The sequence below is a fragment of the Halanaerobium saccharolyticum subsp. saccharolyticum DSM 6643 genome (assembly GCF_000350165.1).
GTDB classification, from domain to species: domain Bacteria; phylum Bacillota; class Halanaerobiia; order Halanaerobiales; family Halanaerobiaceae; genus Halanaerobium; species Halanaerobium saccharolyticum.
Genome location: NZ_CAUI01000005.1, coordinates 219,309 through 240,627, shown reverse-complemented (window position 1 = coordinate 240,627; position 21,319 = coordinate 219,309). Strand labels below are relative to the sequence as shown.

The window sequence follows — 21,319 nt, the reverse complement described above, 5'->3', positions numbered from 1 at the left end:
AGACCACCATTAATTGTTACATTAACAGTGGTCTTCATAAAAGATTCTTATTTTTGATAATCTTGTAAGGCTTTATACTCTATTTTTTCTCCATGTTCGATTTCTTCTAAAACTTTGAGCATTGCATGAGTTGTATCAAGTGAAGTTAAACATGGGATTCCCATCTCTACAGCAGATCTTCGAATTCTAAAACCATCTCTTTCAGGTACCTTTCCCCTAGTTAAAGTATTGATTACTAAATCAATCTGATCATCAGAAATCATCTCTATTGAATCAGGTGATCCTTCGCCTAATTTTTTGACAATATCTACTTCCAAACCTTTCTTTTTTAAAGCAGCTGCTGTACCTTCAGTTGCAGCAATTTTGAATCCAAGTTCTGCAAAATCTTTAATATACTCGATCGCTTCCTCTTTATCTTTATCAGCAATCGTAGCCAATATTGTTCCAGCTCTCGGGATTTCAAGTCCAGCTCCAATTAAGCCTTTATAAAGTGCTTTTTCGTAGCTTTCAGCAAGCCCCAGCACTTCACCAGTTGATTTCATCTCCGGCCCCAAATTGGTATCTACTTGAGTTAATTTTGAAAAGGAAAAGACCGGCACCTTAACTGCTACATGATTTTTTTCGGGAACCATTCCGCTTTCCCAGCCTAAATCTTTCAATTTGCGGCCCAGTAAAGCCTTTGTAGCCAGATCAACCATTGGTACTCCAGTTACTTTGCTGAGGTAGGGAATTGTCCGACTAGAACGAGGATTAACCTCAATTACATAGATTTTACCCTCACTAACTACATATTGAATATTTACTACACCTTTAATATTTAAAGCGCGTGAAATTTTTTCAGTATATTTAACCGCTTTTTCTTTTAACTTTTTTGTTAGACGATGTGGAGGATAAACTGCTATACTGTCTCCAGAATGAACCCCCGCTCTTTCCACATGTTCCATAATTCCTGGAACAATAACTGTTTCTCCATCAGAAATTGCATCAATTTCAATTTCAGTTCCAGTTAAATATTTATCAACAAGTACCGGTCTATCTGGTGAAACCTTAACTGCATTGTGCATATACTCTTCTAATTCCTGCTCATTATATACCACTTCCATTGCCCGACCTCCAAGTACATAAGATGGCCTAACTAATACTGGATATCCAATCTCAGCAGCAATTTTTTCTGCTTCCTTAAGGGAAGCTGCAACTTTTCCAGCCGGTACTGGAATATCAAGTTCATTTAAAAGTCCTATAAATCGATCTCGATCTTCTGCTAGATCAATCGAATCAACTGATGTCCCGAGAATTTCAACACCTGCTTCTGCTAACGGCTCAGCCAGATTAACTGCTGTTTGACCTCCAAATTGGCAGATTACACCTTCAGGTTTTTCATTTTCAATGATATGCATAATATCTTCTTTGGTTAGTGGTTCAAAATATAACCTATCTGATGTATCAAAATCAGTACTTACAGTTTCTGGATTATTATTAACTATAATCGACTCATATCCTTCTTCATTTAAGGTCCAGGCAGAGTGGACACTACAGTAGTCAAATTCAATCCCCTGCCCAATTCTAATTGGGCCTGAACCAATAACCATTACTTTCTTTTTTGCTGTTGGCTCAGCTTCATTTACTTTCTCATAAGAAGAATAATAATATGGAGTTTCTGCTTCAAATTCTGCTGCACAGGTATCAACCATTTTAAATACTGGTTTTAACTGCATCTGATCTCTGATAGTTTTTATTTCTGCTTCAGTTCTTTCAGTTAAAAGAGCAATCTCCGAATCAGAAAAACCTTTTTCTTTAGCCTTAAGCAGCAGTTCCTGATTTTCATTAATTTTATCTTTTTCTGCAGCTAAAGAGTTTTCCAGATCAATTATATTTTTCATTTTGTACAAAAAGAAGGTGCTAATCTCAGTAATCTGATGGATTTTTTCAACTGTCCAGTCCCGGCGCAGTGCTTCTGCGATTACAAATAATCTATTATCATCTGCCGCAAATAAAGCAGCTTCAATTTCTTGATCATTCAGCTTTCTAAATTCCTCTAAATAAAATCCGTAACGTCCGATTTCCAACGAGCGGACAGCTTTAAGCATTGAAGCCTCTAAATTTCTTTCGATTGCCATTACTTCTCCGGTAGCCTTCATCTGAGTTCCAAGATCACGATCAGCATAATGAAATTTGTCAAAGGGCCAGCGTGGAATTTTGAAAACAACATAATCTAAAGCTGGCTCAAAACAGGCAGTGGTTTTACCGGTGATTGCATTTTCTATTTCATCCAGACTGTAACCTAAGGCAATTCTAGCTGAAACTTTAGCAATTGGATACCCTGTTGCCTTTGAAGCCAGAGCACTGGAGCGGCTGACCCGGGGATTTACTTCTATAATGTAATACTGAAAACTTTCAGGATCCAGAGCATACTGTACATTGCAGCCTCCCTCTATTCCTAAAGCTCTAATTATTTTTAAGGCTGAACTTCTAAACATTTGGTATTCTTTATCTGTCAAAGTCTGGCTGGGAGCTACAACAATACTATCTCCAGTATGGACTCCCACCGGATCAAAGTTTTCCATGTTGCAGACGACTATACAATTATCATTAGCATCACGCATTACCTCATACTCTATTTCTTTCCAACCTTTAATACTTCTTTCTATTAGAACCTGGCCAATCAGACTGTGTTTAAAACCACGGGCAGTAATTTCTTTTAGTTCTTCTAAATTATCAGCAACACCACCGCCGGTTCCTCCCATTGTATAAGCAGGACGAACAATTACCGGGTAACCAATTTCAGCTGCAATTTCTGCTGCCTCATCAATATTCTCTGCAATTTTGCTATCTAAAATTGGTTCTCCAATCTCATTCATTAACTCTTTAAAAGTATTTCTATCTTCCGCTTTCTCTATTGTATCAATTGGAGTTCCTAAAAGTTCTACATTTAATTCTTCTAAAATATTTGTTTCTGCTAAATCAATAGCCAAATTTAAAGCAATTTGCCCTCCTAAAGTAGGGATTAACCCATCTGGGTTTTCCTTTTTTAAAATCTCTATTATACTGTCAACAGTTAGAGGTTCAATATACACTCGATCAGCCATATTCTCATCTGTCATTATTGTAGCTGGATTACTGTTGACTAATACTACTTCTAAACCTTCTTCTTTTAGAGCCCGACAGGCCTGGCTGCCCGAATAATCAAATTCAGCTGCCTGACCAATAATAATTGGCCCTGAGCCAATAACCATAACTTTTTTGATATCTTCTCTTTTAGGCATCTTTTCCTCCTTTAAACATCTCTATAAATTGATCAAATAAATAGTGTGAGTCTTCAGGTCCTGGTGAAGCTTCTGGATGATACTGAACAGAAAAGGCCGAATGTTTTTTATGTTTAAAACCTTCAACTGTTTTATCATTAACATTAATGTGGGTTAATTCTAAATCCAGCTCAGCCAGAGAATCTTCCTTAATTGCAAAACCATGATTCTGAGAAGTAATATAAACTCGGTTTGTACTTAAGTCCTTAACAGGATGATTCGCACCTCGATGACCAAATTTAAGTTTATAAGTTTCTGCTCCACAGGCTCGGCCCAAAAGCTGATGTCCAAGACAAATCCCAAAAATTACAACTTCCCCTAAAAGTTTTTCGATTGTATCAGCAACATAATCTGCAGCTTCCGGATCACCCGGCCCATTAGAAAACATGACTCCATCAGGTTCAAAACTTAAAATATCCTGTGCCGAAGTATTGGCTGGGACCATTATTACTTCACAGTCACGCTCGAGTAGTGAATCCTTAATATTATTTTTTGCTCCACAATCGACTAATACTACTCTATATTTTTTTTCTTTTCCATATTTTTTTATATTTTTTCTAGTCACAAGTGAGACTAAATCTCTACCTGAAAGTCCAGGTGCATTTTGAGCTTTTGCTATCAAATCATGTTCAGATAAATTTTTAGTAGTTATAATTCCACGCATTGTTCCCTGTCGTCTCAATATTTTCGTAAGAGCCCTAGTATCTATGCCGCTAATTGCTGTAATTCCATTTTCTTTTAAATATTTTTCAAGTTTTTTTTGTAGACGCCAGTTTTCTGGCTCTTCAGCAAATTCTTTGACAATGAAGCCATTGACATGAGGTTTAATAGATTCAAAGTCATCTTCATTAATCCCGTAATTTCCTATTAAAGGGTAAGTCATGCAAACAATTTCTCCCTTATAGGAAGGATCTGTTAAAATTTCCTGATATCCTGTCATACTTGTGTTAAATACAATTTCGCCAGCACTTTCTTTTACAGATCCGAAAATTTCTCCTTCAAAAATACTCCCTTCTTCTAGAACAAGTTTTGCTTTTTTCATTTAACTACCTCCAATTTTTCTTTCATTAAATCAAAACTGATTATTTTTAAAAAATATTATTGTTATTTCAAAAAATTAATTTTTTACTTTAAATAATTAGTTAAGTAAATTACTAAAGTTTTATTATAAAAATAAAACCTTCTCACCAGAAAGAATGGTTTGAAGGTTAAAGTTGACATAATTAGCTCAGATTCTAAAAATATTATCTTTAGAACTCAACTAAATTTATACCTTTGCCAGCCTCTCTGGACTGATTTAAAAGGATAATATATTATTTTATTGTGATTAAGTTTAACATTAATTCTGAAAGCTGTCAATAGTTATCCATGTATTCATTAAATTTTTCTTGCTTTATATTTTGTGTGCAGTAATTTATGAGCAATTTCACTGCCTGGTTTTTCAAGGTATTCATCATATAATTTTTTAATATAAGGATTTTCATGTGATTTCCTTAATTTTTTATTTTTGTCTATTTCATAAATAGCCTTTTGTCTTTTTTCTAATACATTATCATCACAAGAAATTGGCTGGCCGCCACCACCCATGCATCCACCTGGACAGGCCATAAATTCTACAAAATCAAATTCTTCTCCATCCTTAATCATTTCCATTAATTTGCGTGCATTACCAAGTCCATGAGCCACTGCAGCCCTTAATTTTAAACCATCAATATCTACTTCAGCTTTTTTAATTCCTTCTAAACCCCTTACACTATCAAAATCTATTTTTTCAAGTTCTTTTCCAGTAATTAGTTCAGAAGCTGTTCTTAGTGCTGCTTCCATGACTCCACCTGTAGTTCCAAAAATATCTGCAGCACCAGAGGAAACCCCTAATAGCTTATCATATTCAGTTTCTTCCAAATTTAAAAAATCAATACCTGCTGACTTAATAATTGAGGCAAGTTCTCTAGTTGTTAAAACATAATCTACATCTCCTGCCATTTCTTCTCTTTTAGATTCAAATTTTTTGGCTGTACAGGGCATTATTGAGACTACAACAATATCTTCAGGATCAATACCCTCTTCTCTAGCATAATAATTTTTAGCAATAGCTCCAAACATCTGCTGTGGTGATTTTGCAGATGAAAGATTCTCTAAATAGTCTGGATAAAAATGTTCGATAAATTTTATCCAACCCGGACTACAAGAAGTAAATAGGGGTAATCTACCATTATTATTTATTCTATTAATTAATTCTGTTCCTTCTTCCATAATAGTTAAATCAGCCGCAAAATTAGTATCAAAAACTGCATCAAAACCAAGTCTTTTTAAAGCTGTAACCATCTGTCCGGTAGAAATATCTCCCGCCTGATTAGAAAATGGTTCTGAAATTGCAACTCTAACTGCAGGAGCAGTCTGTACAACAACATGTTTACTTTCATCATTTAAAATATCTAAAACGCTATCTTTTTGATAAAGCTCATGTAAGGCGCCTGTCGGACAGGAAAGTATACATTGCCCACAGTTTGTACATTCAACATTTCCCATGCCTCTATTCTTAAAAGTTGTAACTAAAGTCTCAGGCCCCCTATTTGCTGTAGTAAAAATGCCTATACCCTGAACTTCTTCACATTTTCTAATACATCGGTTACAGCTGATACATTTTTCTGGTTCTCTAATAATTGCATAACTTGAGTTATCAATGCTTTGCCCTCGTTTTATAGGATCCAATCTCATCTTGGAAACTCCAATATCTTCAGCAATATCTTTTAATTCACAGTTATTAGCCCGGCTGCAGGTTAAACAATTTAACTGACAGTCAATATTATGAGTTGCAATTATTAATTCAAACAAATTTTTTCTTAATTCTCTCACTTTTTTAGAATGGGTTTGTATTTTCATTCCATCTTTAATGTTAGTAGCACAGGCAGGCTTAAGCAATTCTTCCCCTTCAATCTCAACAACACAAAGTCTACAACCACCATAAATTGATAGACCTTCTTCATAACAGAGGGTTGGAATATTTATTTTAGCCTTTTTGGCAGCATCTAAAATACTTATATTTTCTTCAAGTTCTAGATTAATTCCATCAATTTCTGCTCTAAGCATATATCTTACCTCCTATCTTTAATTCTTCTCCATAGTTTTCAATGATTGAGGTAATAAAATTAAGTGATGACTGGCCCAAACCACATCTTGCTGCCAATCTTATAGTATTACCAATATCTGAAATTAACTCTGCATCTATTGTATTATCTTTTTCTTCAAATCCCTTTAGAATCTTATTTATTTGTCTATTGCCTTCCCGACAGGGAAAACAGGTTCCACATGTTTCATCCATATAAAATCTGGAGACATTTAACATCAGATCCAAAAGATCATGTTTTTTACTGACCGCAATAACTGCTCCTGATCCCAGACTGCTTCCTCTCTCCTCAAAAGCCTGATAGCTATAAGGGAAATCTATATTTTCTGCTTTGATTACTGCAGTTGAAATACCCCCTGGTACAACAAATTTTAAAGCTTCATCACCTTTGATTCCTCCACCTAAATCATAAATTATTTCTGCAAGAGTAATTTTAGCAAACTCGACTTCATAAAGCCCTGGCTTATTTAAATCTCCACTTAAACATAAAAGCTTTGTTCCACGACTACCTTTAATACCCAGACTTGAAAACTCTTTCGAATCTGGATTTAAAACCTCTGCAGCACAGCACAAACTCTCAACATTATTAACTACTGTTGGCTGCTCAAATAAGCCTTTTTCAATTGGATACGGTGGTTTAATACGAGAACTTCCCCTTTTCCCTTCAATTGAATTTAAAAGTGAAGTTTCATCACCACAAACATAGGCGCCCGCCCCTCTAACCAATTTTAATTCTAATTTGAAATCACTATCAAATAATTTATTATCTAAAATTTTTTCTTTACTTGCCGATTTAATAATTTCACTAAAAACCTCTATTGCTTTTGAATACTCACCTCGAATATAAATATATGCTTTATCTGCGCCCACAGCATAAGCCGCAATCATAATTCCTTCTAAAACTTTAAGTGGCCTTTCTTCTAATAAATATCTATCTTTAAATGTTCCAGGTTCTCCTTCATCAGCATTACACACCATAAATTTTTCTTCAGCTTCAACATCTGCCGCCATTTCCCATTTAAGGCCTGTCGGAAAAGCAGCACCTCCCCTACCTTTGAGTTCTGAATCTTTAATTTTTTGAATAGTTTTTACTCTGCCCATCTGAAGTGCTTTTTTTATTGATTTAAATTTATAACTCGAGATATCCAACAGCTTATCACCTTTAAGGTATAATTTTTCTTGAGCCATAATTTCACTCCTTTCATTTTTAAACATTAAGATCTAAAATTAAACATTAAATACAGTCGTTTAAAATCTCCAGTGCTTTATTTTTGTTGATTTTTGTATACATTTTATTGTTTACCATCATAACTGGTCCTTCTCCACAGTGGCCCAAGCACTCTACTACTTCAAGAGTAAACTTTTTATCTTCTGTAGTCTGATGACTTTCTAAATCTAAAAATGACTTTACAGCTTTTAAAACAGACTCTGACTCATTAAGATGACAGGAAATACTATCACAAATTCTAATAATATATTTACCGGTCGGTTCAGTATAAAACATCGAATAAAATGAAATAACACCATAAATATTTGCCCGAGGTAGCTGATATTTTTCAGCCAAATTTTCAATTTCTGCTTCCGGAACATACCCATAAGTACTCTGAATTTCATGAAGCTTTTCTAAAAGACTGTCTTGATAAAATAGAGATTTTTCCTTATTCATTAAAATCACAACTCCTTTTGTGATATTTTTAACTTTATTAGTCATATTTTTATGAATTTTCAGATTTTTTAAAATAAATATTTATTTGTTAAATTAATTATATCACATTAATATAATTATAATCAAATGTTAATAATTTGATAAATTGTAAAATGTTTAACTAATCATTATATAACTTCTATTTGTATTACTGATTCTATTATCACATTTTCAAAGCAAACAGAATAAGCTGCTTTATTTGATTTAAAAAATTCACTATGATAAAATTATCTAGAATTAAAATAATATATTAAGGTGTGAATATATGAAATTTATAAGAAAAAATAAATTAATTAGAAATTTTATTTTTAATAATTTTAGTAAAAGTTGGGCCCGAGAAAAGTATAATAGAATTGAAAATTTTTTAAATAAAGATGATTTATTATTAGATTTAGGTGCTGGCAAATGTGCTTTGAGTTGGAAACTTAAGCAAGAAGGTTACAATACAACTCCAGTGGATGTACAAGACCTTAGTTTCTGCAGTGAAATTGAGCCAATTATCTATAATGGTAAAAAATTACCCTTTGCCGACAATAGTTTTGATAAAGTTTTATTATTAACAGTTTTACATCATATACCTAAGCCTGAGCTGGTTATTAAAGAAGCTTTGAGAGTAGCAGACGAATTAATTATTATTGAAGATATCTATTCAAATCCACTGCAAAAGTATTTAACATTTTTCACTGACAGTCTTTTTAACTTTGAATTTATCGGCCATCCCCATAGTAATAAAACTGAAGAAGAATGGCAAAAAATATTTGATAATTTAGACCTTAAAATTAAAAATAAACAGAAAGATAAAGTGTTAATATTTTTTGAACAAATAACCTATTATCTCAAAAAAGAAATAACATAATTATCAAATTTTCATAAACCAGATATTTCTATAATCTACAGCTATATTTATTTCATCTTTGACAGGTGGAGTGTTTTCCGAAAGAACAGTCACAATAATTTCTTTATTATTTTTTAAAGATAATTTATAATGTACTCTCTCACCAATAAATTTGCGCTCTTTTATTTTTGCTTTAAAATTAAGACCATTTTTGATTTTCTTATTAAACTCAACATTTTCTGGTCTAATCATTGCAGCATTTATTTGCTTAATATCTGAAATGTTAAATTGATTTTTTAAAGGAATTTCCCAACTGTCATAAATAAATTTTCCTGATTTCACTTCACCTAAAAGGTAATTAGCATTACCAAAAAAATCAGCCACAAATTTATTTTTAGGATTTTTATATAATTCTTCTCCAGGCCCGTACTGTTCAATTATTCCGTTATTCATAATTGCAATTTTATCTGACATAATCATTGCTTCTTCATGATCATGAGTAACAAAAATTGTTGTCATATCATTTTCTGAATGAAGCTCTAAAATTAATTCCTGCATATCTTCTCTCAAATTAACATCCAAATTTGATAATGGCTCATCTAAAAGTAATACCTGCGGATCAATTGCCAAAGCTCTTGCCAAAGATACCCGTTGTTTTTGTCCTCCAGATACCTCATGTGGATAATAATTTTCATATCCAGGCAAATCCACTAAAGATAACAAATCCGAAGCTTTTTTAAGCCTTGTTTGTTTATCAACACCTCTCATTTTTAACCCAAAAGAAATATTTTCTGCAATATTTAGATGGGGAAAAAGTAAGTAATCTTGAAAAACTAAAACTGAAGATCTTTTTTCCACTGGTGTATCTAAAACACTTTCATCACTAAACAAAATATCACCATCGGTGGGACTAATTAATCCCGATATAAGTTTCAAAGTTGTTGTTTTACCACAACCAGATGGTCCCAGTAAAGCAACTAACTCACCTAATTCAATTTCCATATTTATATGATCAAGAATCAAATCGTTACCAAACTTTTTAGTTAAATTTTTTAAGGTTATTTTTTGCATATATCTTCTCCTGATTACAATAATTTAAATAAAGAAAATAAAATTAATTATTTTCAACAATTATAAATGTAAATAATCTTTTCTAAATTTCTTATTTTTAAATACTTTTTCTATAATAATTGTAAATATTAAAGCTGCAATAATAAATACCCAACTATAAACTGAAGCTAATGATCTGTTGCCAGTTTCTATCAAGGGAAATAAGACCATTGGAAAAGTAATTACTCGACCTCCACCAATCAAAAAAGTTAGAAAATATTGGCTGAAAGATATTATAAAAACCATAGTTCCAGCTGATATAATTCCAGACTTAATCAATGGCAAAGTCACATAAATAAAACACTTCCACCGGTTTGCACCTAAAACTCTAGCCTGCTCTTCAATTTTTTCTCCCAACGCTGAAAATACATCAGTTAAAATTTTAATAGAATAGGGAATAGTTGGAATTAGATGAACTAAAATTACTCCAGTTATTCTTCCTGCTAATCCAAAACGAATAAAATTAATATGAATTCCCATACTTACTGCAAGTGGTGGCACAATGATTGGCGCTAAAACCAAAAATTTTATAAATTCTTTACCATAAAAATCATATAAGCCAAGTGCTTTACCTGCTGGAATGCTAATCAAAAGAGCTATAATTGTTACCCCTAAAGCAATTACAAAGCTAATAAACAAAGCTTTTATAGCTCCACTTCTTGGGTCAAAAAAATATAACCAAGATTCTAAACTAAATTCTTGAGGAAGCAAAAAAGGCCAGGGCCATTTTTCTGTAAATGACCAAATTAACAAATAAAATAGCGGTATAATTAAAATAAAAATTATAAGATAGGCTATAAACATCCTTAATTTTTTATTTTTGATTTTATTATTTAATTCTTCTTTCAATTTTTCTTTCATAAATATGCCGCTCCTAAATTAATTTAAAATTTTTCTTGCTTCAAGGATTCTCTGTCCTGCTGTAAATAAAATAGCTGCAGCAAAAAGACCAATAAAGAAGATTATCCTTGCTGGAAACAGAGTCATAAAGGTTAAAAATATAAAACCTTCAGTTCTTTCTGCAAAACCCGCTTGATAATAAAATGATTTTATTCCCTCATTTTTAGATACTGTTCCTACTGTTAAAAAAATAGTCATAGAAATAATTATACTGCTTAAAAGAATCATCATTAAAAAATGTGTGCTTGGATATATTAAAGCTAGTGAAATTATCATTAATATTTCCACTATCCGATCGAAAGTAATATCCAAAACTGTTCCCCAACTAGATGCATTATTATTTTTACGAGCAATAGATCCATCAACAGAATCTAAAAAACCCGAGGTCCAAAGTAATGTTACAGCAATTAATGGAAGCTCTAAATAAACTAATAATGCAGCAAAACTTCCAATTATAAATGCAATCCAGGTTGTTTGATTAGCACTTAAACCAATCCCTATTAAAAAATCAGCCGTTTTGTCAATTAAGGGATCCAAAAATTTTCTTGCTTTAGAATCTATCATTTTTTCACCTCAAAAAAATATATTTATCGTTCATTAAACATTTGAAAGTTTTATTAATTTTTTATAAATCAAGATAAGAACAAAAGAAACCGCTGCCAGTGTAACAGCTATTACCATTGAATAAGGACGATTACTAAGGTCCAAACTATTATAACGCTGAAATGCTAAAACTGGTAATGTTCTGGGAAAAGTCGGCCCCAATAAATAAGGAACTTCAAATGCCCCAAATGAAAATGCAAAGATAATAATAAATGCTGATGCAATACTGGGCATAGATAAAGGAATATATATATTCCAAAAAATTTGCCAACCACTAGCGCCTAAATTAGAAGCAACTTCTTCCCAACAACTATTTATGTTTTTTAAAACTGTTAAAACAACTAATGTAACAAAGGGAATCTGTTTCCAGACATAAGTAAGAATTATGCCAATCCCATACTTATCAAAAATAAGTTTTGGGAATTCAGTCATATCACTAATTATAGAAAGTCTATAAAGAATTCTAGCTAAAATACCGCTTTGAGTAAACAATAAAAAAATCAATAAAATAGCTGCCAGATATGGTACTATAATTGGCAGCTTATATATTGCAGAAATAAAGCTATTATCTTTAGCTAATTTTAATAATTGATAAGCAAGAAAAACACCAATTATAACTGCCAGCAGAGAGGAAAGCAGAGAAGTATAAAGGCTGAATTTTAAAGCCGAAAGAAATTGGGGATCTGTCCAAACTTCATGAAAATAACTTAAAGTAAAGTTTTTTAACCCAATTAATGGAAAATAACCGAAACTTTGGGCAAGAGCACTTATTACACCGCCCAAAAAGAGTCCTATTAAAACAATTAAAGCTGGCAGAAGCAAAAAATATGGTTTTAAAAATTTATATTTATCTAACTTCAAAAACTTTCCTCCCTTCATTTTTTAAATTATTACTAATTCATGATTTTCTCCCATTCTTCTTCAATAATCGGGATATATTCAGCTGGAATTTCGGGTAAACTGTGCTCATCTAAAACTTCTTGTGGCAGTGTTGCTGCACCTAATTCCATATTATCTACCTGTCTTTTTTCTTCACTACTTAGCTTTTCATAACTAAATATTGGCAGGTCACCCCATTTATCTGGATTAAATTTTTCTAATTGAGCTTCAAAACTAGTTAAAAAGTTAGCACCAACCATAGCTGTTGCTTTATTAGATGCATTAAATGGAATTGCTAAAAAATGTGTATTAGAAATTGTACCACTTTCAAGCACGAATGTTCTTGCAGTTTCTGGAAAGTTTCCAGATGCAATTTCGCCAGAAGTTAAGACTGAACTATATGCCATGGTAGCCATTAATTCTCCATCAGCAAACATGTTATTTAATTGCGCTGTAGAAGCAGGATATGTTTCTCCATCACGCCAGAGATATTCTTTTAAATCTCTTAAATATTCAAGAGCAGGTCTGATTTTTTCTCTGAATTCAGCTTCACTTTCTAAATTATGATACTGCTCATAACCACCTGTTTTTTGATAAATAATATGCCTAATAAAAGCACTTCCTGTAAAGTTTGGTGGTGCAGGATAGGTAAATTTACCGGGATTATTTTTTATCCAATTTTCAAATTCTTGAAAAGTATATGGTGAATCTTCGGTTCTAGCTGTATCATATGTGAATGTAAATTGAGCCTTACCCCAGGGAAGTTCATAACCTTTTGTAGGATAACCAAAATCGGTAGTTATTTCTAAGGAATCAGTGTCCATATATTTATGATAGTTTGGAATTTGTTCTACAAATGGTCCATACAAAAGATCATTTTCTAGTGCCACTTTAAAGTTTTCACCATTTATCCAGACTAAATCGATACTACCATCTTCTAAACCAGCTTGTTTTTCTGCTAGTAATTGATTTAAATAATCATCTGGACCCATCGGAACTCTATTCAATTCTATATTATATAGTTCTTGAAGACGATCAGCAGCATAATTATCAATCCACTGATTTATTCTTTCATCTCCACCCCACATGTATAAATTAAGTTTTTTACCCTGGGCTGCTGCCTCGATTTCAGACCATTCTGCCTCAAGCAAGTCTATCTGTTCTTGGTTTTGATCAGAGCTGCAGGAACTAAGTATAACAAGTCCGATTAAAAGTATAAAGAAAAATATTGTAATTTTTTTTCTGCTCATAAAATAAAATTAGAATTAGATTTAAATTCTAATCTTTACCTCCTTTTTATTATATCATTTTAAAAATAATATGAAAAATTTATATATTCTACTATATATGATACTATTTTTTCAAAAAAAATCAATAACTAATAGGCCTATTAGTGAAATAGGCCTATTAGTAAAATGCAATTTTTATTAATATTTTATTTAAATATTAGTTTTTAGTTCTCTTCTATCTCAACATCTTCTACCATATCTGATTTCTGAATGAACTTAGGTATTAATGAAAGAAGTACAATTAATACACCTGCAATAGCAATATAAATCAAAATCTGCATTGGACTTTCTCCACTTGCAAGAGCTGAAGCCATTAATACATAAGCTACAGTACCTGGAATCATAGTAATCCAAGAAACAAAGAAATACATAGGTAAACTAATATCTGTTAATCCATAAACATAATTCTGTAAGTTAAATGGGAAAACAGGTACAGATCTGGTTAATAAAAGCATTCTCCAACCATTTTTCTTTACTCCATCATCAATTTTTTGAACATGTTTATTTTTTTGTTTCCAGCCTTCAACCAAATCTCGAGCAGCATAACGCCCAATTAAAAATGCAGCTGTAGCACCAAGAGTAGAACCTAGTGAAGCATAAATAATAGCAAGCATTGGGTCAAATACCAACCCTCCTAATATTGCAACTGGTAAACCCGGTAAGAAAAATATACAAGCTGCTATCCATAATCCAATATAAATTATGGGTGCCATTATCCCAAAATCTTTAATCCAATTCTGTAATATGTCTAAATTCTCACGACTAAAATATTTTGCTAACCCAAAATGATGTACCGCATATGCTGCTATAGCAACAGCAATTAAAGTAATAATTAATTTTTTTTTGTTTTTTTTCTTAGCCATTTACTAACAACTCCCTTTTTTATGATAAAACTTTTTGCATCTTTTTCTTTGTCTTATATCTATTAACCCAGCTTTCCATTGGTGTTTCCAGTTCAGGAAACTCAGAATCTGATGTCCAGACAGGGCCGAATATTAAATCCAAGATGTGAACTGCTTTCTTACCACCTTTTGTCATAGAAGCACGACAGGCAGCACAATAAGTTACTAAATGTTCAGATTCAAACTCATCTGTCCTTCTATCCATTACTTTTTGAGCTAAATCTGGATTAGCAGGTACTACCATACCTCCAAAACCACAACATCTTGTATTTTCCTTAGTGTGAGGAGGTTCTTCAGTATCATAACCAAGCTGGTCTAAAATCCATCTGATCCCACTATGAATATCCTCTCTATCTCTAGTAGAACAAGAATCATGAACTCCTAAAGTTAAATCACTATTCTCAGCTTTATTTACAGTACCTTCCGGCATCCCTATTTCTGGCATTAATTCCCAGAGAGATCTAACTTTTTGTTCAGGACTATTAGCTGACATTGTTAGATAACATGACTGACAGGCTACAATTATTTCATCTGCACCTAACTTATCTATCTCTGCCTGCAGACCAGAATAACGCTCTTTGAATTTATCATACTGACCTAAAGCCTTTGTTGGCTTACCACAGCATTTTAAAATTGCACCTGTACCCGGTAATTTATTTTTTAAATATTTTATAACTTCCTCCACTAACTCAGGTCTATATGAAGATAAACTACAACCTGGAATAAACACTCTTTTTGTTTTTGGCATTATTTAGAATCCTCCTCATCAGTTGCAGCTTGGGTTGTTGTAAATAATTTTGAAAAGCCTAATCTTTGATGCCACTTAATTGCATTATGTCCTTTGATAGGCGATTCTCCATTATTTTCTTTAACAAGCACTTTTCTCAACTGCATAAATTTATCTTTTATTTCAAATTCATTTGGACAAACAATAGTACACTGACTGCACATGTTGCATGAAAAATATACTAATGGATCTACTTCATCCTTTTTAACTCTTTCAAATAATTCTTTTGGAGAATCACTATATTGATCTAACATAATACACTCTTTCATACATTCTTTACATTCGCATTCCAGACAGCGCAGTGCTTCACCTTTTGCTTCTGCAATATTGAATCCTAATTCTACTTCCTTAAAATTACTTTTTCTTTCTTCAAGGTCAAGCATTCTCATATCTATTCTTTTGCGAACTGGTTCTTCTCCAGTTAATTCTTTTTCAAGCTTACTTTCATAAGCACCTTCTCTTTCGCGATCTTTTTTAAGATCTTCATTATTTAAGTAACGATCAATAGATTTAGCTGCTTTTTTACCATGAGACATTGCTTCTACTGCTAATAATGGTTTACCAATACAATCTCCACCACCAAATACATTTTCTGCTTCTGACTGCATAGTAATCTGATCAACTTTATTAATACTTAAATCATCATTAACAAAAGAAGTGTCAGCTCTTTGCCCAATTGCAAAAATCACATTATCTGCTTCTATAGTTTTAAGATTATCTTCACAATATTCAGGATTAAAATTACCATCTTCATCAAATACCTGAGAACACTCTTTAAAAGTCATAGATTCTACATTTTTGTTTCCGTCAATTTTATGAGGACCCCAGCCTGGATGCATTATAATACCTTCTTCTTCTGCGTCTTCAATTTCCCAGGAATGAGCTGGCATTTCAGTTCTACATTCAAGACAGGCTACATGTATTTCTTCTGCGCCTACTCTCCAAGCGGTTCTGGCAACATCCATTGCCACATTTCCACCACCAATAACTACAACTTTTTTACCAATTTCAATTTCCTCATTTAGACCGGCTTTTCTTAAAAATTCTGCTCCTTCTAATACTCCTTCAAGATCTGAACCTTCAACCGGAATCATAACTGCATTATGAGCACCTACTGCTACAAATACTGCATCATAATCCTCTTTTAATGACTCAAATTGGACATCTGTACCGACTTCAGTGTTTAAATGAATATTAACACCTAATTTCTCTAGAATGCTGTATTCTTGATCTATTACAGCTTCAGGTAATCTATATGCTGGAATACCTACTCTCAACATACCACCAACTACTGGCAGAGACTCAAATATTTCCACCTGATGTCCCTTTTTCTGTAAATCATAGGCAGCTGTAGCACCAGCTGGACCGGCTCCAATTATCGCAACTTTTTTTCCTGTTGCAGGAGCTGTAGATAAATCCCATTTTTTGGGATCATCTGCCATGTCTGCAGCAAAACGTTTTAGATTTTTAATTGAAAGAGCTGCTTCAATTTCTCCACGCTTGCATTCTTCTTCACAAGGATGGGCACAAACTCTTCCTAAAATACCTGGAAAAGGAGTGCTTTCCCTGATAAGTTCTAAAGCTTCTCGATACTTACCTTCCCCTATTAGAGTAACATATCCCTGTACGTCTATATTTAAGGGGCATCTTGACTGACAGTAAGGTGATTCATCTGCTAAACAGTCGTCAATAATCTCATTAATTTCTTTAACCAATTTTTCGCTTAATTGCACTTAATATCCTCCTTATAATGAATGCTATTTCTTTCACAATACAATCTAAAAAAATATTTTACAATTATTATTATAACTTGATATCATATTTTTGTCTTTGTTAACCATCTATAAATTATATCAGCTTTTTTGTTTAATAACACAAAAATGCTCAGTTATAGCTTCTGAGCATTTAAATATCTATTTTTTGTATATTTTTGGAATATATTTAGTGTCTATTCTTTATTAATAATTATTTTTTCCATCAAAAAACCAATGATAAAAATTGATGTTAAAGTAAAAATAAATCTAAGAATAGAAAACTTTAATCCAATAAATTGAATTTCTATTCCTAACTGTGGAACTTTTAGTGAGGCCCAAACTCCTAAAAATATTATTACATTAGATAAACTTGCTTTTTTACGCAAAAGTTCAGCAGCAATTGGAAAAGCAATATACATAGGTCCTGTTGGTAAAGTTCCCAAAAAAACTGCTAAAAATTTTCCCTTAAAAGAGGATTGCTCTCCTAAATACTTTTCAACCAAAGTTGAAGGTACCCAGCGATCAGCCAAACCCATTATTACAAGTATTGCTGGAAAAATCATTACCATTTCTTTTAGATACCTTAGAGACATAGAAACAGCAACTGGAAATCTATCAGGAAAAATAAAACTAAAAACTGTCAATATAAATATCCAGAAAATTAAAGTTATAATTGTCTTTTTTAGATTTTCTAATACTTTAATTTTATATTCTTGCACCTTAATTTGCTGTTTATTTTCTTTTTGATTGTTTATATCTTCTGCTGCTACCATTACATAAACACCCCGATCATAAATGAAATTATTATTGCAAAAATTAAAGCAAGACCGTTTCTATAAATAGTTATCTTTTTACCAAGTTCTTCTATTTCAATAGGAATTGTAACAAATCCTACCATTGTTAAAGTTGTAATAAAAGCAGCCACTGGTGTATAAGAAGCACCTGCATCGATTAAAGAACCAGCTAAGGGAAGTGCAATCAAGCTCGGAATCATCATTAATGCTCCAAATAAAGCTGCTGCCCCAACTTGAATTAAAGAAAAATCGCCTCCTAAAAACTCTTTGATTAATTCGGGAGGTAAAAAAGCAAAAACAATTCCGATAATTGCAACTAAAGAAATAAGTTGTGGTGCTAATTTTAGACTTTTAAGTAAAGATATTTTTAAAGCTTTTATTGATTTTTCCCTATTTTTTATAAAAGAAAAAATAAGTAAAAATATAGTAAATGTATTGATAATTATTGCGATCATAATTTAACCCCCTGAATTCGCTCCTTGATTATATCTTATATTATATCATATTATAATTATAATCAAATGTTCATAATTTTTCAGTGAGTCATATCACACTCTTATCATTTTATTAAATACTTTTAAAAAGACGAATCATCACTTAACCAATGATTTCCAGCTGTTTTAATTGCTACTGCTCCTAATGGAGCTGTAACAATAATCGATAAAACAGCCAAAGCAAGTATTAATTCTCCCGATGCTACACCTGCTGCTAAAGGAATTGCTCCGATTGCTGCCTGTACTGTAGCCTTAGGAGTATAAGCTAAAACACAAAAAGCTCTTTCCTTTAAATCAAAATGGGTTCCAGCTAGAGATATTAAGACACCAATTGATCTTGCGCTTAATCCAATTATAATAATTATTATTCCAATTAATCCTGATTCGAAAGCTAAGTTGATATTTACTTCTGCCCCAATTAAAACAAACAACATTAATTCTGCAAAGATCCAGATTTTATTGAATTTTGAAGACAGACGCTTTCCTAAAGTTGAATAACGCTCTTGGATTACAAATCCAATAACCATTATCCCCAGCAAAGTTGCTACAGGGACAATTCCGTTCAAAAGATGTTCAAAAGAATTCATTAAAATACCAAAACTTAAAATTAATAGTGCTTTTTTTGTATCACGAATATGATATTTTTTAAAAATATAGATTAAAAATAGAGCAATAGCTGTTCCCAGCATAATTCCTAGTATAATTGCAATTGGTACATTCAATATTTGTCGAATAATATTAATTTGTTTTCCACCATAAATACTTAAAAAAGCTGAAAATATAGTAATTGCTACTACATCATCAACAGATGCACCAGTTAGAATTAAGGTTGGCACTCCTTTTTGGACACCTTTTTTCTTATCAATTAGGGCCAACATTTGGGGAACTACTACAGCTGGTGAAACTGCTGCAATAATAAAAGCTAAAATTCCTGCTTCAATAAATGGAAATTTCAATAAATATATTGCTGCTAAAATAACAGCTGTTCCTTCCATAAGACCAGGAATGAAACTCAACTTAACTGCAGGGATACCTACTTTTTTTAATGTTTCTTTTTCTATTCCAAGACCAGCTCTGATAAGAATTACTATCAATGCTATCATTCTTAAATCAGAAGAAATATTTAATATATCTTTACTAATCAAATCAAATCCGTATGGACCTAGTAAAATTCCAATTAAAAGCATCCCTAATAAAGCTGGCAGCTTAATTTTATTAAAAAACCGACCAAATAATAATGCGAATAAAATAATTAATGCTAAACTTAAAGCCAAAGTTATCTCTCCTTTATTTGAGTTATAAAATTATTTTGGAACTGATATTAATATATTTAAACATAAAAAAACTCCTATCTAAATAGGGAAATCCCTAAAAGATAGGAGCCATCATCTGTAAAATTAACAGAATTCAAAGGGGAGCTCCATCCCCTTAATTCATTTCATTTATAAATATTTTATGTAATTCTACATTTAAATCAAAGCCTAAATCTCTTAAACTATGATCAAAAGCCTTTAGAGTTCTGTATAATTTTTCTTCATAACAATTTTCGCCCATATGCCCAATTCTAATCAGCTTATTTTCAAATTTACCTAATGAAGCTGCAATCATCACATTATAACTTTCTGTCATCAGCTGATTTAGTTCCTGATATTCTATAGTCTCCGGAATTTCTATTGCTGTTACTGTGTCAGAATATCCGTTCTCAGCATATAAATTAAGGTTAGATTCATTAATAGCTGTTCTCACTGCTGAGGCTATCTTATTATGTCTCTCAAAAATTTCCTCATCTGCCAGCCACTTATCTAATGCAGCATCCAAAGCATATATATCACTAATTGCCTGAGTATAAGGAAAATATTTTTCTTCATACCAGTTCTGCCAGAGCTGTAAATTTGTATAATAACCTCTAACTACAGTTTCTCTATTATTAACTGCGTCCCAGGCTGCATCACTAACACTCATAAAAGTAAGGCCAGGGGGAACTGAAAGACATTTTTGAGAACCTCCCAAAATAATATCAATACCCCATTTATCAACTTCTATCGGCACTCCTCCAATTGCAGAAACTGAATCTACAACAGATAAGATATTATATTTGTTTAATAAATTAGTAATTCCACCAGCATTATTTATAATCCCAGTCGGAGTTTCACAGTGAACAAAAGTAGCAAATTTAAAATCATTTTCTACTGCCAACTTTGATTCTAATTCATCTATATTAATTTCTTTATCATATGGGAATTCCCACCTTGTGACATCTGCTCCATATAAGTCAGCAAAATCTGCAAATCCTCTACCAAAGATTCCATTATCTAAAACTAAAACCTTGTCCCCGGGCTCAATTAAAGAAGCACAGGCAGATTCTAATCCTAAAATCCCTTCCCCACTCATAATAATCACATCATTTTTGGTTTTCATTACCTGCTGTAGTTTTGAACTAACACCAAGATAAAAATCAAAAAATTCAGGATCAAGATCTGGGTTGGTAATTTTTTTGCTCATTGCCCGTCTAACTTCTTCGCTGACTTCAGTTGGACCGGGTGTCATAATTAATAAATCACTCACAAAAATCACTCCCATAATTTTAAGGTCTAATATAGATTTTATAACTTTTTACAGGAGATTGTCAAGCTAAATAAAGCTAAAAACTGCTGCATCATTTTCCATTTAAGTCGATTATCCTTAACTTAACACTCTAACCTCTTTTATTAACAATAATTCAATTATTTTTAAAAAGAAACTAATAAAACTTATAATAATTTTGCTCTATCTAATAATAGATTATTTTATTTATAGATCTGTTTGCAATAAAAGAAAGTGTTTATTATACTTGAAATG

Annotated in this window: 18 protein-coding genes and 1 riboswitch; of the genes, 1 reads left to right on the top strand and 17 read right to left on the bottom strand. The window is 32.2% G+C overall.

Annotated elements, in window-relative coordinates; translation table 11 throughout:
- Nucleotides 1-47 precede the first annotated feature (47 nt).
- From carB to nuoE, 5 genes are all read right to left on the bottom strand, one after another.
- Complete coding sequence (gene carB / locus HSACCH_RS01585) at nucleotides 48-3,263, bottom strand: carbamoyl-phosphate synthase large subunit (protein WP_005487327.1); 3,216 nt, start codon at nucleotides 3,261-3,263, stop codon at nucleotides 48-50.
- Nucleotides 3,256-4,344, bottom strand: coding sequence for a glutamine-hydrolyzing carbamoyl-phosphate synthase small subunit (gene carA / locus HSACCH_RS01580; RefSeq protein ID WP_005487326.1), 1,089 nt, complete (start codon nucleotides 4,342-4,344; stop codon nucleotides 3,256-3,258). The genes carB and carA overlap by 8 nt, the downstream gene beginning before the upstream one ends.
- Nucleotides 4,345-4,679: 335 nt before the next feature.
- On the bottom strand, nucleotides 4,680-6,392 hold the full coding sequence (locus tag HSACCH_RS01575) for an NADH-dependent [FeFe] hydrogenase, group A6 (RefSeq protein ID WP_005487325.1): 1,713 nt from the start codon (nucleotides 6,390-6,392) through the stop codon (nucleotides 4,680-4,682).
- Nucleotides 6,385-7,617 carry a complex I 51 kDa subunit family protein gene (locus HSACCH_RS01570; RefSeq protein WP_005487324.1) on the bottom strand — a complete coding sequence of 411 codons (1,233 nt, stop codon included), beginning with the start codon at nucleotides 7,615-7,617 and terminating at the stop codon, nucleotides 6,385-6,387. The genes HSACCH_RS01575 and HSACCH_RS01570 overlap by 8 nt, the downstream gene beginning before the upstream one ends.
- A 46-nt stretch (nucleotides 7,618-7,663) precedes the next feature.
- Nucleotides 7,664-8,095 (bottom strand): NADH-quinone oxidoreductase subunit NuoE, encoded by a 432-nt coding sequence (gene nuoE / locus HSACCH_RS01565; RefSeq protein WP_005487323.1) that lies wholly within the window; start codon nucleotides 8,093-8,095, stop codon nucleotides 7,664-7,666.
- Between the two features lie 304 nt (nucleotides 8,096-8,399).
- Here nuoE and HSACCH_RS01560 point away from each other — a divergent pair, with 304 nt between their 5' ends.
- The gene (locus HSACCH_RS01560) at nucleotides 8,400-8,990 is read left to right on the top strand and encodes a class I SAM-dependent methyltransferase (protein ID WP_005487322.1); all 591 of its coding nucleotides are present in this window, start codon (nucleotides 8,400-8,402) and stop codon (nucleotides 8,988-8,990) included.
- A gap of 3 nt (nucleotides 8,991-8,993) precedes the next feature.
- On the opposite strand, the gene HSACCH_RS01555 is transcribed toward HSACCH_RS01560, so the two are convergent.
- From HSACCH_RS01555 to HSACCH_RS01500, 12 genes are all read right to left on the bottom strand, one after another.
- Nucleotides 8,994-10,040 carry an ABC transporter ATP-binding protein gene (locus HSACCH_RS01555; RefSeq protein WP_005487321.1) on the bottom strand — a complete coding sequence of 349 codons (1,047 nt, stop codon included), beginning with the start codon at nucleotides 10,038-10,040 and terminating at the stop codon, nucleotides 8,994-8,996.
- Between the two features lie 60 nt (nucleotides 10,041-10,100).
- Nucleotides 10,101-10,940, bottom strand: coding sequence for an ABC transporter permease (locus tag HSACCH_RS01550; protein ID WP_005487318.1), 840 nt, complete (start codon nucleotides 10,938-10,940; stop codon nucleotides 10,101-10,103).
- A gap of 18 nt (nucleotides 10,941-10,958) precedes the next feature.
- Entirely contained in the window at nucleotides 10,959-11,543 is a 585-nt protein-coding gene (locus HSACCH_RS01545; protein ID WP_005487317.1) for a CDP-alcohol phosphatidyltransferase family protein, read from the bottom strand.
- A gap of 33 nt (nucleotides 11,544-11,576) precedes the next feature.
- Nucleotides 11,577-12,443, bottom strand: a complete 867-nt coding sequence (locus HSACCH_RS01540) for an ABC transporter permease (protein WP_005487316.1) — start codon at nucleotides 12,441-12,443, stop codon at nucleotides 11,577-11,579.
- A gap of 32 nt (nucleotides 12,444-12,475) precedes the next feature.
- Entirely contained in the window at nucleotides 12,476-13,711 is a 1,236-nt protein-coding gene (locus HSACCH_RS01535) for an ABC transporter substrate-binding protein (RefSeq protein WP_005487315.1), read from the bottom strand.
- 203 nt (nucleotides 13,712-13,914) lie between these two features.
- Nucleotides 13,915-14,613, bottom strand: coding sequence for a TVP38/TMEM64 family protein (locus HSACCH_RS01530; RefSeq protein ID WP_005487314.1), 699 nt, complete (start codon nucleotides 14,611-14,613; stop codon nucleotides 13,915-13,917).
- 19 nt (nucleotides 14,614-14,632) lie between these two features.
- Nucleotides 14,633-15,400, bottom strand: a complete 768-nt coding sequence (locus HSACCH_RS01525) for a (Fe-S)-binding protein (RefSeq protein ID WP_005487313.1) — start codon at nucleotides 15,398-15,400, stop codon at nucleotides 14,633-14,635.
- Nucleotides 15,400-17,172 carry an FAD-dependent oxidoreductase gene (locus HSACCH_RS01520; RefSeq protein ID WP_005487312.1) on the bottom strand — a complete coding sequence of 591 codons (1,773 nt, stop codon included), beginning with the start codon at nucleotides 17,170-17,172 and terminating at the stop codon, nucleotides 15,400-15,402. The genes HSACCH_RS01525 and HSACCH_RS01520 overlap by 1 nt, the downstream gene beginning before the upstream one ends.
- Before the next feature lie 215 nt (nucleotides 17,173-17,387).
- On the bottom strand, nucleotides 17,388-17,966 hold the full coding sequence (locus HSACCH_RS01515) for a permease (RefSeq protein ID WP_005487311.1): 579 nt from the start codon (nucleotides 17,964-17,966) through the stop codon (nucleotides 17,388-17,390).
- The gene (locus HSACCH_RS01510) at nucleotides 17,966-18,442 is read right to left on the bottom strand and encodes a permease (RefSeq protein WP_005487310.1); all 477 of its coding nucleotides are present in this window, start codon (nucleotides 18,440-18,442) and stop codon (nucleotides 17,966-17,968) included. Before HSACCH_RS01510 ends, HSACCH_RS01515 begins: the two co-directional genes overlap by 1 nt.
- Before the next feature lie 122 nt (nucleotides 18,443-18,564).
- Nucleotides 18,565-19,755, bottom strand: coding sequence for a cation:proton antiporter domain-containing protein (locus HSACCH_RS01505; RefSeq protein WP_005487309.1), 1,191 nt, complete (start codon nucleotides 19,753-19,755; stop codon nucleotides 18,565-18,567).
- Nucleotides 19,756-19,850: 95 nt separating this feature from the next.
- Nucleotides 19,851-19,918, bottom strand: a riboswitch (Fluoride riboswitch).
- Nucleotides 19,910-21,046: a pyridoxal-phosphate-dependent aminotransferase family protein gene (locus HSACCH_RS01500; protein ID WP_005487308.1), complete on the bottom strand. Its 1,137-nt coding sequence runs from the start codon at nucleotides 21,044-21,046 to the stop codon at nucleotides 19,910-19,912. (Overlaps the previous riboswitch by 9 nt.)
- Between the last annotated feature and the right edge of the window lie 273 nt (nucleotides 21,047-21,319).

Coding starts and splice junctions, on each gene's coding strand:
- carB (WP_005487327.1), bottom strand. CDS start 3,263: ATGCCTAAAAGAGAAGATATCAAAAAAGTTATGGTTATTGGCTCAGGG.
- HSACCH_RS01550 (WP_005487318.1), bottom strand. CDS start 10,940: ATGAAAGAAAAATTGAAAGAAGAATTAAATAATAAAATCAAAAATAAA.
- HSACCH_RS01555 (WP_005487321.1), bottom strand. CDS start 10,040: ATGCAAAAAATAACCTTAAAAAATTTAACTAAAAAGTTTGGTAACGAT.
- carA (WP_005487326.1), bottom strand. CDS start 4,344: ATGAAAAAAGCAAAACTTGTTCTAGAAGAAGGGAGTATTTTTGAAGGA.
- HSACCH_RS01560 (WP_005487322.1), top strand. CDS start 8,400: ATGAAATTTATAAGAAAAAATAAATTAATTAGAAATTTTATTTTTAAT.
- HSACCH_RS01530 (WP_005487314.1), bottom strand. CDS start 14,613: ATGGCTAAGAAAAAAAACAAAAAAAAATTAATTATTACTTTAATTGCT.
- HSACCH_RS01510 (WP_005487310.1), bottom strand. CDS start 18,442: ATGATCGCAATAATTATCAATACATTTACTATATTTTTACTTATTTTT.
- HSACCH_RS01525 (WP_005487313.1), bottom strand. CDS start 15,400: ATGCCAAAAACAAAAAGAGTGTTTATTCCAGGTTGTAGTTTATCTTCA.
- nuoE (WP_005487323.1), bottom strand. CDS start 8,095: ATGAATAAGGAAAAATCTCTATTTTATCAAGACAGTCTTTTAGAAAAG.
- HSACCH_RS01545 (WP_005487317.1), bottom strand. CDS start 11,543: ATGATAGATTCTAAAGCAAGAAAATTTTTGGATCCCTTAATTGACAAA.
- HSACCH_RS01515 (WP_005487311.1), bottom strand. CDS start 17,966: ATGGTAGCAGCAGAAGATATAAACAATCAAAAAGAAAATAAACAGCAA.
- HSACCH_RS01535 (WP_005487315.1), bottom strand. CDS start 13,711: ATGAGCAGAAAAAAAATTACAATATTTTTCTTTATACTTTTAATCGGA.
- HSACCH_RS01575 (WP_005487325.1), bottom strand. CDS start 6,392: ATGCTTAGAGCAGAAATTGATGGAATTAATCTAGAACTTGAAGAAAAT.
- HSACCH_RS01570 (WP_005487324.1), bottom strand. CDS start 7,617: ATGGCTCAAGAAAAATTATACCTTAAAGGTGATAAGCTGTTGGATATC.